Source organism: Methanocalculus sp. MC3, from assembly GCF_054767395.1.
Genome location: NZ_BAABMP010000005.1, coordinates 292,810 through 304,569, shown reverse-complemented (window position 1 = coordinate 304,569; position 11,760 = coordinate 292,810). Strand labels below are relative to the sequence as shown.

Annotated in this window: 11 protein-coding genes; 10 read left to right on the top strand and 1 reads right to left on the bottom strand. The window is 54.5% G+C overall.

What is annotated here, in order from left to right; genetic code table 11:
- Positions 1 to 13: 13 nt before the first annotated feature.
- Positions 14 to 2,182 carry an alpha-glucan family phosphorylase gene (glgP, locus tag ACYUBO_RS10480; RefSeq protein WP_460374208.1) on the top strand — a complete coding sequence of 723 codons (2,169 nt, stop codon included), beginning with the start codon at positions 14 to 16 and terminating at the stop codon, positions 2,180 to 2,182.
- A gap of 122 nt (positions 2,183 to 2,304) precedes the next feature.
- On the opposite strand, the gene ACYUBO_RS10475 is transcribed toward glgP, so the two are convergent.
- Complete coding sequence (locus tag ACYUBO_RS10475; protein WP_460374205.1) at positions 2,305 to 2,463, bottom strand: hypothetical protein; 159 nt, start codon at positions 2,461 to 2,463, stop codon at positions 2,305 to 2,307.
- Positions 2,464 to 2,649: 186 nt separating this feature from the next.
- Here ACYUBO_RS10475 and ACYUBO_RS10470 point away from each other — a divergent pair, with 186 nt between their 5' ends.
- The 9 genes from ACYUBO_RS10470 to glmS are packed head-to-tail and all read left to right on the top strand — an operon-like array spanning position 2,650 to position 11,754.
- Positions 2,650 to 3,381 carry an ABC transporter ATP-binding protein gene (locus tag ACYUBO_RS10470; protein ID WP_300334093.1) on the top strand — a complete coding sequence of 244 codons (732 nt, stop codon included), beginning with the start codon at positions 2,650 to 2,652 and terminating at the stop codon, positions 3,379 to 3,381.
- Positions 3,366 to 4,478, top strand: a complete 1,113-nt coding sequence (locus tag ACYUBO_RS10465; RefSeq protein WP_460374202.1) for a SufB/SufD family protein — start codon at positions 3,366 to 3,368, stop codon at positions 4,476 to 4,478. Before ACYUBO_RS10470 ends, ACYUBO_RS10465 begins: the two co-directional genes overlap by 16 nt.
- A gap of 1 nt (position 4,479) precedes the next feature.
- Positions 4,480 to 5,136: a protein-L-isoaspartate(D-aspartate) O-methyltransferase gene (locus tag ACYUBO_RS10460; RefSeq protein WP_460374199.1), complete on the top strand. Its 657-nt coding sequence runs from the start codon at positions 4,480 to 4,482 to the stop codon at positions 5,134 to 5,136.
- Positions 5,123 to 5,728, top strand: coding sequence for a cyclase family protein (locus ACYUBO_RS10455; RefSeq protein ID WP_460374197.1), 606 nt, complete (start codon positions 5,123 to 5,125; stop codon positions 5,726 to 5,728). Before ACYUBO_RS10460 ends, ACYUBO_RS10455 begins: the two co-directional genes overlap by 14 nt.
- Positions 5,725 to 6,330 (top strand): hypothetical protein, encoded by a 606-nt coding sequence (locus ACYUBO_RS10450; protein ID WP_300332687.1) that lies wholly within the window; start codon positions 5,725 to 5,727, stop codon positions 6,328 to 6,330. The genes ACYUBO_RS10455 and ACYUBO_RS10450 overlap by 4 nt, the downstream gene beginning before the upstream one ends.
- A 34-nt stretch (positions 6,331 to 6,364) precedes the next feature.
- A complete protein-coding gene (locus ACYUBO_RS10445) occupies positions 6,365 to 7,621 on the top strand; it encodes a phosphopentomutase/phosphoglucosamine mutase (protein ID WP_300332689.1) in 1,257 nt (418 codons plus the stop codon).
- Positions 7,621 to 8,835, top strand: a complete 1,215-nt coding sequence (glmU, locus tag ACYUBO_RS10440; protein WP_460374193.1) for a bifunctional sugar-1-phosphate nucleotidylyltransferase/acetyltransferase — start codon at positions 7,621 to 7,623, stop codon at positions 8,833 to 8,835. The genes ACYUBO_RS10445 and glmU overlap by 1 nt, the downstream gene beginning before the upstream one ends.
- Positions 8,836 to 8,841: 6 nt before the next feature.
- The gene (locus tag ACYUBO_RS10435) at positions 8,842 to 10,005 is read left to right on the top strand and encodes a sugar phosphate nucleotidyltransferase (RefSeq protein WP_460374191.1); all 1,164 of its coding nucleotides are present in this window, start codon (positions 8,842 to 8,844) and stop codon (positions 10,003 to 10,005) included.
- Positions 10,006 to 11,754: a glutamine--fructose-6-phosphate transaminase (isomerizing) gene (gene glmS / locus ACYUBO_RS10430; RefSeq protein WP_300329932.1), complete on the top strand. Its 1,749-nt coding sequence runs from the start codon at positions 10,006 to 10,008 to the stop codon at positions 11,752 to 11,754. It abuts the gene before it with no gap.
- Positions 11,755 to 11,760 lie beyond the last annotated feature (6 nt).

Sequence of the window (11,760 nt, the reverse complement as noted above, 5' to 3'; positions counted from 1 at the left end):
CAATAGATGGCTGATGATCCATGGTGAATTGACAGGTGAGCGGCTCTTCACTCTTCCGGATCGAATCTCCGGCCTGGGCGAACTTGCCTATAACCTCTGGTGGAGCTGGCACCCCGAGGCCAGGATGCTCTTTAAACAGCTGAACCGTGAGGCATGGCGTGAGAGCGTGCATAATCCCGTCCGAATGCTTCGGGAGATTCCATACCGGTATCTTGAAGCTGCAAGTAAAAATCCCCGGTATCTCCGTGAATATGACATCATTATGGCGAGGCTTGGATCCTATATGCGGCAGAGGCAGGGCTGGTTCGGGGAACATTACCAGAAAGGCCCGTTCAATATCGCGTATTTCTCGGCGGAGTACGGCCTTCACCATTCGCTTCCCTTTTATGCAGGTGGCCTTGGCTTTCTTGCAGGCGATCACCTGAAGGAGTGTTCTGACCTGAATGTGCCGGTTGTCGGGATTGGGTTTATGTACTCACAGGGATACCTCCATCAGCATATCCGTGTTGATGGATGGCAGGAGGAGATCACTCTCCCCTTAAACCGCGATCTCACGCCGATCAAACGGGTACGGGATGAACACGGGAGACACCTGATTATAAAGGTCCCTGACATCGATCCGGCGATCTATGTTGCTGTATGGAGGGTCGATGTCGGGAGGGTTCCGCTCTATCTTCTTGACACCGATATACCAAAGAATGATCCAAAGAGACGAAGTATCTCCTCACACCTCTATACCGGTGATCGGGAGATGCGGCTCTTACAGCAGATTGTCCTTGGCATTGGTGGCCGCCATGTCCTCAGAATGCTTGGAATCAACTTTTCAGGAATCCATCTGAATGAAGGGCACTCTGCGTTTGCTCTCCTCGAACTTGCACGTGAACATGTGGAAGAGGGCGTACCCGTGCATGAGGCCTTTGAAAAAATCCGCGGACTCACCATCTTCACCACCCATACGCCGGTTCCTGCCGGACATGATATCTACGATCCTGTGCTGGTCGAACGTCACCTGGGCCACTACATTCAGGCGCTTGGTATCACGCGGGATGAGTTCCTGGCGCTGGGCAGGCACCCGGTTCGTTCGAATGAGGGCTTCAACATGACTGCCCTTGCACTTCGGCTCTCCAGGTTCCACAATGCAGTTTCACGGCGGCATGCCGGGGTGACACGGGATATGTGGAGATCCTGCTGGCCGGATCGGAATGATGATGAGATACCGATTGACGCGATCACAAACGGGGTGCATCTTCCCACCTGGCTCAACCCCAGGATGGAGATGCTCTTAAATGGCTATTTCACCCGGATATGCCCGCACTGGCAGCACGAGCATGATAACAGGGAGATCTGGGAGGTGATCGATGAGATCCCCGATAGTGAACTGTGGGAGCTGCATATGCGGCTGAAGATAAAACTCTTCAACAGGATACGGGAGTATAAACGGAGAAAGTGGGCGGAGGGGCTTGAAATGCCTGAGAATCTGGTAGCAGAAGGGACGCTGCTCAACCCGAGCGTTCTGACGATCGGGTTTGCCCGCCGCTTCTCGACCTATAAACGAGCAGATCTCCTCCTGCATGATACATCGCGCCTTGCCAGTATCCTGAATAATCCCTGGTATCCTGTCCAGATTGTATTTGCCGGGAAAGCGCATCCCGATGATACGGAGGGAAAGAAGATACTCCAGCGGATCTACCAGCTTGCTGAAAAACCAGAGATAGCCGGGAGGATTGCCGTCATCGAAAATTATGGCGAGCAGATTGCACAGTATATGGTTCATGGAGTTGATCTCTGGCTCAACACCCCGCTTCCGCCCCTTGAAGCATCGGGCACGAGTGGGATGAAGGCAGCGATGAATGGTGTCCTGAACTGCAGCATCCTTGACGGCTGGTGGTGTGAGGGATACAATGGCAGAAACGGGTGGGTGTTTGGATCCGGGGATGTGTTGGGGGATCGGACTTCACAGGATGCAGAGGAACTCTACCGGCTTATTGAGAGCGATATAGCCCCGCTCTATTATACGCAGTCGATGGATGGCATACCTCATGGATGGGTGGCGATGATGAAGGAGTCCATGAAGACCATACCCCCGGTTTTTTCCGCACGCCGGATGGTGAAGGAGTATGTCCGTAATTACTACCCGCTGATGGTGGAGTGTGCAGAGAAAAACCTCTGCAATATTCATTGAATTGAAAAGAGTGGTTGTAAAGAACAGAATCAGACTATCAAAGAGGCACACTGGATCATGTTTGAGTGAGATCACCCGGATCAGACCGGGTATCCTCATCACCGGTGCCTGTTCTGCCCGGTTCAGGCGATGATGATTCTGCTGCTCGTGTTCCTGTGCATTCCTGATACTCTCCCCGCTCTCATTACAGAGTCTTTCTCCTCTTTCTTATGTCCCTGACAGAGCATCATGGCATTCTCTTCTGAACGTGCAGTGAGGTAGATGAATGTTCTCGATTGCATAATGAACAATTGAAAACCCCTATATGAATATCCTCCGGGCGGGGCGCGAAAGTGAAGGCGGGTGGCAACAGCCTGCATAGAAAGCCCGTTCTCTCCTTCAAATATGAGACGGTCTTGTTTCCGTCTCTTTTGATCCCCCAAAAGAAGCCTTTTTCATCCCGGATACCGAATATATCATGATTTCAAATGCTCGTTATAGAAGACCTTCATGTCGAGGTTGAGGGGAGAGAGGTACTCCACGATATTAATCTCACGATAAATGAGGGAGAGACGCATGTCCTCATGGGGCCCAATGGCTCCGGGAAGACGACCCTTCTCCGTGCGATCATGGGCTTTGGCAGCTCACGCATCACGGAAGGATCCCTCATCTACAAGGATCATGATATCACCCATGTCCCGATTCATGAACGGGCACGCCTTGGGATTGGCCTCCTCTTCCAGCGTCCACCGACTGTTTCGGGACTGAAACTCGGGAAGCTGCTTGCGGTCACCTCCGGCGGCGACACTGAGCGTGTCGATGAGTATGCACGGCACATGAATATGGATACTTTCCTTGAACGGGATATCAACAAGGGGTTCTCCGGCGGTGAGATCAAGCGGAGCGAGGTGTTGCAGCTGATGATCCAGAAGCCTGACCTTGTCATGCTCGATGAGCCGGAGAGCGGTGTTGATCTTGAAAACATGTCCCTTGTCGGGAACGCCATCGCAGCCCTTGTCGAGAAGGATCAGCATATCGTGAACCGGAAGAAGAGCGGCCTGATCATCACCCATACCGGATATATCCTCGATTATATCGATGCGGATTTCGGGCATGTGATGTGTGACGGCACCTTCAAATGCCATGGCAACCCGCGTGAGATCTTAAAAAGCGTCCAGAGTAAAGGATACAAGGAGTGTATCGCATGCCAGAGAGTATGAAGGGATATTCAGATCTCGGAGAGGACGATCTGAAGCGGATCGAGATGACCGGTCTCCAGACGGGATCCCTTGACGGGAGATCCGGGAGTTTCCTCCAGGTGGATGAGCATATCCACCATGCCCAAACCGATACAAAAGGTGTCGAGATACTTGCCCTGTCAGACGCGCTTGAAAAGTATGCGTGGCTTGAAGACTATTACTGGAAGGCGGTGCCGCGTGACAAGGATGAGATTACGCAGTATGTTGCTGCCCGTGAACCGAAAGGCTATGTCATCATTGCACGGAAAGGCAGCCAGACCACCTTCCCCCTTCAGACATGCCTCTTCCTGGCAAAAGATGACATCCAGTATGTCCACAATATCATCATCGCCGAGGAGGGAGCCGAGCTCCACCTGATAGCAGGCTGTGCCAGCTCGATGAAGACGAAGAACGGTGCACATTACGGGGTGACCGAGATCTATGTCGGGAAAGATGCAAAAGTCACCTCCACGATGATCCATACCTGGGGCGAATCGATTGAGGTCTATCCCCGGAGTGTAACGGTCATCGAGGAGCGGGGTATCTTCCTTTCCAACTATGTCTGCATGGTTCCGGCAAAGAAGGTGCAGATGTACCCGACAGCAGAACTCAGGGGAGATGGTGCGGTTGCACGATTCTCGAGCATCATGCTTGCCACACCCGGCTCCTACCTTGATACCGGCTCCCGTGCCATCCTCTCTGCGAAGGGTGCAACGGCTGAACTGATCACACGGGCAATAACGACCGGCGGCACCATCATCTCACGTGGCCATATCCTCGGTTCTGTGAAGGATACCAAAGGCCATATCGAGTGCCGGGCTTTAATCCTCAAAGATGGAATCATCCATGCCATCCCCGAGATTGAAGGGCGGGTTGTTGACTGTGAACTCTCCCATGAAGCGGCAGTCGGCAAGATTGCACGGGATGAGATCGAGTACCTGATGGCACGGGGCCTCTCTGAGGATGAAGCGACTGCAACAATCATCCGCGGATTCCTTGACGTGAAGATCAGCGGTCTTCCCGAAAGCCTCCAGGCCCAGATCGATGCCGCAATTGACGCGGCCGAGAAGGGATTCTGAGATGGATGACCCGTTTGTCCGGATGCGGCGTTCAATGGTCAATGACCAGATCCGATCCCGTGGGATAACAGACGAACAGGTTCTTGTTGCGATGGAAGAGGTGCCCCGCCACCTCTTTGTCCCTCCTGATCTTGAGAGGGATGCATACCGCGATCACCCGCTCCCGATCGGGCATGGACAGACCATCTCCCAGCCTTATATCGTTGCCGGGATGACCGCGCTTCTCCAACTGAAGCCGGGTGACTCCGTCCTTGAGATCGGGACCGGAAGCGGGTACCAGGCGGCGCTTCTTGCCAGAATTGCCGGTCGGATCATATCGATCGAGCGTATACCGGAGGTTGCACGGCGGGCAGAGGAGAATCTCAGGCGGGCAGAAATTGATGGTGTCAGAATCGTCATCAGTGACGGGACCGCCGGGTACCCGGAAGAAGCCCCCTATGATGCCATTCTGGTGACCGCAGCCGCACCCTCCCTCCCGTCTCCGCTCCTCTCCCAGCTGGCGGATGGCGGACGCCTTGTGGTACCTGTCGGGGATCGAAACATCCAGCATCTAATCAGGATCACGCGCCATGGTGATGAATTCATGAGGGAGACATTCGAGCCGGTCCGGTTCGTCCCGCTGATCGGCGAGTACGGGTGGCAGAATGAAGATCTATGATGCAACACACCTTCTCTCAGGGGAGGGATACTGTTATCCCGGTGATCCGCCGGTAGTATTTGAGCCTCGAGGGGATGGTGGGATCCGGATCACCGGAATCAGGATGGGAAGCCATTCCGGCACCCATATCGATGCACCTCTCCACTATCTTCCGGATGGGCAGTCGATCGACCAGATCCCGCCAGATCTCTGTATGGGTCCCTGTCTTGTATTGAATACTCCAAAAGGCCCGCTTTCAGGGGATATCACGGCAACCCCCCCCGAAGGAACAAGCCGCCTGATCCTCTGCTCGGGCTGGTCCCCGACACATCCTGATGAGTATGGGTACCTGACCGAAGAGGGTGCCCGCCGTGTGGTGGAGCGGGGCATATCGGTGATTGGAACCGATGCCCCGTCGATTGAATCCCCGGAGGGTGACGGCTCGGTTCACCGGATCCTTCTCCGTGCCGGTGTCATGATCATCGAACTCCTCAGGCTGGACGCTATCCCGGAAGGAGTATATATGATGGTTGCCCTGCCTTTACTATTGAAGGGTATTGACGGATCACCAGCGCGGGTGCTCCTCATTGATTCTGAAGAGATGATGCCATGACAGTCATTCATGATGCAGTACACAAACTCAAAGAAAAGCTTGATGGGAGCGGTTGCGACGATGGGGTCGTCTCCCTCTGGATAAACTCCGATGTGCCGATCTGCCAGTATCCAAAAGGTGTATGCCTCGAGGCTGTGTATGGTGGAAGGACAGCAGAGATGGTGACGACAGATCCGCTTGAAACGAAGACGAAGGTCTCATTCCTGTATGGAGCGCCACTGAAGAAACTGAAGACCCGGGCTGCTGCTGCTGCAATAATCAATGTTGTGACAGGCTTTGCCTGTCTTTCGCGCAAACTCCATTCATGCTCCCCCTCTGATCGCCTGGAATGCCAGGAACTCCTCCAGAAGTTCTATGATTCCGGAAAGATCTATCCTGTCGGGGATCTCAACCATATCCCTGATCTCTTCCCCGGGAGGATCGTTGATCGTCCGGAGGATGCGGATATCATCATCATCGCCGGCGACGGTTTTGTCACCGATGAAGGGATTGCCATCCAGGAGAATTTCCTTGAGGAGAAAGAGATCGTCTATATGGGTCCGTCGACCGCAGGAGTTGCCACACTCCTCGCTCTGAAGCACTGGTGCCCCTTTGGCAGATGAGTAACCATAATACCATCAAAATCACATCTTCAGTATGCTCTTTGGTTCATCCGGTATCAGGATGCAGTATGGAAAAACCCTCCTTGACCTCTCTCTCCGGGTCGGCGCCTCTCTTGGTGCAGGCAGGGAATGTGTGGTTCTCGGGAGCGATACACGAACCACACGGGATATCCTTACCCAATCCCTCATCTCCGGGATCCTCTCCTCCGGGGCGGACGTCATCGCCGGTGGCATCGCACCGACACCGACTGTCGCCTATGCAGCACGGGAAGCCGATGCAGCGTGCATGGTGACCGCATCGCATAATCCTGAGATGTATAACGGACTGAAAGTCTTCAATCCGGATGGCTCTTCCTTTACCATTGCCCAGCAGAAGCAGATGGAGGAGTCACTTGAGGACCCTGGCTGGACGGACTGGAAGGCCATTGGCTCCCGGAGAGATGCGGATATCATAACACCCCACTCCGATGCCATACTCGGGTCTCTTTCACCTCAGGAAGGCATGACGGTTGTGCTGGACTGCGGTGGAGGGGCGGGATCCCGGATCACCCCCTCCCTTCTGGATGAGGCAGGCCTGAGGACCGTCTGCCTCAACTGCGATCCAACGGGAACTTTCCCCCGCCCCTCAGAACCCCTCCCCGAAAATCTCTCATATATGCCTGCGATCATCAGGAGTTCTGGTGCTTCATGCGGTGTTGCCCATGATGGCGATGCGGATCGGTGTGTTGCTTTTGATAACCGGGGCCGGTTTATTTCTGGTGAACATCTCCTGATGCTCTTTGCGCGGTATCTCGACCTGCATGAGGTGGTGACCACAGTCGATGCCTCGATGGCAATTGAGGAGGTTGCTACTGTCAGGCGGACTCCTGTCGGTGACAGCTATGTCTCCGAAGCCCTCCTCTCCTGGGGAAGCCTCGGCGGCGAGCCCTCGGGAAGCTGGATCTTCCCCGCCCACTCTTTCTGCCCTGATGGAATCTATGCCGCCACCCTCCTCTGTGAGATTGCCGGTGAATGGGATATTGCCGAAGAAGTTGATACCATGCCGGTTTATCCGATCCTTCGCTCATCTCTTGCGACTGTAAACGGTGATGCAGCACTCCGATCTCTTGGCGCGGAGGTACCAACAGATGGCATCCGGGTTGAGCAGGAAGATGGCTGGTACCTGATCCGGGCAAGCGGAACCGAGCCGAAGGTAAGGGTGACCGCAGAAGGAAGGACAAAGGATATCGCAGAGAAACTCCTCTCTGAAGGAGAGGATCGATTAAAAAAAGTACTCAGGGAGGTCTCCTGATGGAACCGGTAACAGAATGTATTCTTCTTGCGGCAGGCGAAGGGAAGCGGATGCGCCCCCTGACGACCAGCCGTCCAAAGGTGATGATCCCACTCGCCAATCGTCCCATGCTCGAACATCTCATCCTTGCAGCCCATAAGGCGGGGATCAGGCGTTTTATCCTGGTCGTCGGATATGGCGAACAGGCGGTCAGGGAATATTTCGGTGATGGAAGTGCCCTTGGTGTTGAGATCGACTATGTTGTCCAGAGGCATCAGCTCGGAACCGCCGATGCACTTCGATCTGCAGCAGGGCTGGTATCAGGAAATTTCCTGATGATGAATGGCGATATGATTCTCGGATCTGATGAAATCCGGGCGCTCTGTACTATGCCGGAACCTGCACTTGGTGTCTCTGAAGTCGATCACCCCGAGGAGTACGGGGTGGTTCTGCTTGAGGGTGACCGGGTGGTCAGCCTTGAGGAGAAGTCGAAGAATCCTAAAAGCAGGATGATTAATGCCGGTGCCTATCTCTTCTCTCTTGAGATCTTCGAACGGATCGAAGCAATCGGCCTCTCGCGGCGGGGAGAATACGAACTGACCGATGCATTGATGGACTATATCAATGAAGGAATGCTCTCTGCTCTCACGCTTCATACGTGGATGGATGTCGGGTATCCCTGGGATATACTCGCAGCACACGAACTCCTTCTTACTGATCTGAAGGAAGAGATTGCCGGAACCGTTGAGGAAGGAGCGGTCATCAAGGGTGCGGTTGTCATCGGGGAAGGGACAACCATCAGGGCCGGGAGCTATATCGAAGGCCCCTGCATCATCGGAAAGGACTGTATCATCGGTCCGCATGCCTATATCAGGCCGAAGACTGCGATCGGGGACTCCTGCCATATCGGTCATGCGGTCGAAATCAAGAACTCCGTCATCCTGCATGGAACCAAGATCCCGCATTTTAATTATATCGGTGACAGCGTGATCGGCTCAGGGTGCAATTTCGGTGCAGGGACAAAAATTGCCAATCTCAGGCATGACTCCGGCATCGTGCAGGTCGGAGGAGTCCTGACGGGAAGAAAGAAGTTCGGTGCGGTCATCGGGGATGATGTCCTCTTTGGGATCAACTGTTCGGTGAATACCGGTTCGAGTATCGGGTCCGGGTGCAGGATTGCGCCCCATTCATTTGTCGAGGGTGTGTGTGATGATGAGACGATCGTGTCGAGGTGAGCGTGAATGCAGGCAGTAATTTTGGCAGGCGGCGAGGGGTGGCGGCTCCGCCCATTGACTAAGAACCGGCCGAAGGCATTGATCCCTGTCGGTAACCGTCCCTTGATAGACTATTGTATCGAGGCCCTTCTGAAGGCAGGAATACGGGATATCATCGTTGTCGCCGGATACCGGAGAGAACAGGTGATCCGGCATCTCAATACTCTCGATCATGAAGTCAGGGTGGTTTTCCAGGAGAAGCAGCTTGGATCCGCCCATGCACTTGCTTCTGCGGCTCACCTGATTCATGAGACGACCCTTGTCCTCTCAGGGGATAATTACGTGGATGCTGCATCCATCGAGGAGATGGGGACAGAAGGCAATGCAATCATGGTCTCCGGCTCGCTCTCTCCTTCCCATTATGGCGTTGTCCGGATGCAGGATGGTCTCGTCACGGACTTCTTCGAAAAACCCGATGAAAAAGGTCCCTGTCTTGTGAGCAGCGGCCTCTATCTCTTCACACCGGAGGTGATCAGATCCATCAGGGAAGCGGATCTCTCGGATCTGCTCATTCGCATGATCGGAGACGGCATCCCTGTCCGGGGAGTCCGGGGCGGCCAATGGTATGATGCCATTCATGCCTGGGATCTCCTCGGACAGAACCGCCACCTGCTCCAGACAAACGAATCCTTCCGCAGCGGGACGATCAGCCGGCTTGTCACGATCAGCGGCAGAGTCTCGATTGGAGCAGGGAGCAGAATCGGGCCCGGCTGCTGCATCACCGGTCCGGTCCGGATCGGGGAGGGCACCGCCATCGGACCGAATGCCGTCATCGGGCCTGATGTGAGCATCGGCAACCGCGTCACAATCGAGCCTTTCACGGTTCTTGAAAACTCACTCATCATGGATGATGTTCGGATCGGCTCCCATTCCAGGGTCATGGATACGGTAATCGGGGAACGATGCAGTATTCTGGATCATCTCTCAACGATCACTGCCGAAGGGCTTTTCCCTCTTGGCGAGAGCGATGCGAAGATACTCCACCGGGGAACCTTCGGAGCCATCATCGGCGAGGGTGTCTCACTGGAGTCATCCGTTGTCCTGAAAGGATGTATCCTCGGGAACAATTGCCGGGTTCAATCCGGCAGGCGGCTTGAAGGAGTGATTCCTGATGGCTCGCAGGTGATCTGAATGTGCGGGATCGTCGGGTATATCGGCCGCCGAAAGGCCGCCGGTATCGTGATCGAGGGATTGAAGCGGCTTGAGTACCGGGGGTATGACTCATTTGGCCTTGCCACAAAGAACGATACCCTTCACATCTCGAAAAAGAGCGGCCGGATATCAGATGGAAGTTCCAATGCAGCTGTTTTGCCGGGAACAATCGGGATTGGCCATACCCGCTGGGCAACCCACGGCATACCGAATGATCAGAATGCCCACCCTCATATCGACTGTACCGGAAAAATTGCTGTTGTGCATAACGGTATCATCGAAAATTATGCAGAACTCAGGCGTGATCTCACTGCCCGCGGCCATATATTCAGTTCAGATACCGATACCGAGGTGATTGCCCATCTGGTGGAGGAGCAGTATAAGGGCGATCTCGCTGCTGCTGTCAGGGCAGTCCTCCCACATCTTGAGGGATCATATGCCATCCTTGTGATTGCCGAGGGGGATGACCGGATTATCGCTGCACGGATGGCAAGCCCGCTTGTGATCGGGGTGGGGGATCGGGAGTTCTTCTGTGCCTCGGATGTCACACCTCTGATTGATCATACACGGAGAGTGATTTATCTGGAGGATGGCGATTATGCCGTTCTCAGCCGATCAGAGTACACAATAACTCATGACGGCCAGCTGGTTGACAGACCCGTCGAAGAAGTGGACTGGGATATCCAGGATGCCCGGAAAGGTGGTTTCTCTCATTTTATGCAGAAAGAGATCTTCGAACAGCCGCAGGTCTTCTACAACACAATTCATGCGGTGAGGGAATCTCCCGATGCCCTTGCGTACCTTGTCAGGAGCAGGATGAGCATAATGGTGGTTGCCTGCGGCTCCTCCTATCATGCAGCCCTCCTCTGTAAATACCTGATCGAGGTATACTGCGGCATCCCGGTGCGGGTGGAGATCGGCTCGGAATTCAAGTACTATACTCCTCCCCTGAAGGATCCGGTGATCGGGATTACCCAGTCCGGGGAGACGGCGGATACCCTGGCTGCCCTGAAGATGGCAAAGGCATGGGGATGCCCGACGATTGCGATCACCAATGTGGTCGGGTCATCTGTGACGAGAATTGCCGATGCGACCATCTATACCCGTGCCGGTCCCGAGATCAGTGTTGCAGCAACAAAGTCGTTCATCGCACAGCTTGCAGCTGCCCTCCAGATCGCAGGCAGCCTTTCAGACGATTCAGCACTGGAAGAGGCCCTTGACCGGGTCAATATCGGGATCGAGGAGACCCTCACTGTTCCAATCGACGAGGCAGTCTCAATCTGCAGGAAGGCACACTCGATCTTCTTCATTGGCCGCGGTTTCTACTATCCTGTCGCCCTTGAAGGTGCCCTGAAGATGAAGGAGATCTCCTATATTCATGCAGAGGGGTACGCTGCGGGAGAGCTGAAACATGGTCCTTTTGCCCTCCTCTCGCCTGATACTCCGGTTGTTGCTCTTGCGATGCCGGGGAAGACCTATGCAGTGATGATCTCAAATATCAAGGAGATCAAGGCACGCGGGGCGCCCGTAATCGGGATCGGCACTGCAGGGGATATGGAACTGCCTGAGATCGCCGATATCTTCATCCCGCTCTCCCCCTCGCATGAGGTGGCAGGCATAGCAATGGTCTCTGTCATCCTCCAGCGTCTCGCATACCATGTCGCCGATGCACTCGGGTGCGACATCGACAAGCCGAGAAATCTTGCAAAGAGCGTGACGGTTGAGTGAAGGATG

Coding starts and splice junctions, on each gene's coding strand:
- glgP (WP_460374208.1), top strand. CDS start 14: ATGATCCATGGTGAATTGACAGGTGAGCGGCTCTTCACTCTTCCGGAT.
- ACYUBO_RS10475 (WP_460374205.1), bottom strand. CDS start 2,463: ATGCAATCGAGAACATTCATCTACCTCACTGCACGTTCAGAAGAGAAT.
- ACYUBO_RS10470 (WP_300334093.1), top strand. CDS start 2,650: ATGCTCGTTATAGAAGACCTTCATGTCGAGGTTGAGGGGAGAGAGGTA.
- ACYUBO_RS10465 (WP_460374202.1), top strand. CDS start 3,366: ATGCCAGAGAGTATGAAGGGATATTCAGATCTCGGAGAGGACGATCTG.
- ACYUBO_RS10460 (WP_460374199.1), top strand. CDS start 4,480: ATGGATGACCCGTTTGTCCGGATGCGGCGTTCAATGGTCAATGACCAG.
- ACYUBO_RS10455 (WP_460374197.1), top strand. CDS start 5,123: ATGAAGATCTATGATGCAACACACCTTCTCTCAGGGGAGGGATACTGT.
- ACYUBO_RS10450 (WP_300332687.1), top strand. CDS start 5,725: ATGACAGTCATTCATGATGCAGTACACAAACTCAAAGAAAAGCTTGAT.
- ACYUBO_RS10445 (WP_300332689.1), top strand. CDS start 6,365: ATGCTCTTTGGTTCATCCGGTATCAGGATGCAGTATGGAAAAACCCTC.
- glmU (WP_460374193.1), top strand. CDS start 7,621: ATGGAACCGGTAACAGAATGTATTCTTCTTGCGGCAGGCGAAGGGAAG.
- ACYUBO_RS10435 (WP_460374191.1), top strand. CDS start 8,842: ATGCAGGCAGTAATTTTGGCAGGCGGCGAGGGGTGGCGGCTCCGCCCA.
- glmS (WP_300329932.1), top strand. CDS start 10,006: ATGTGCGGGATCGTCGGGTATATCGGCCGCCGAAAGGCCGCCGGTATC.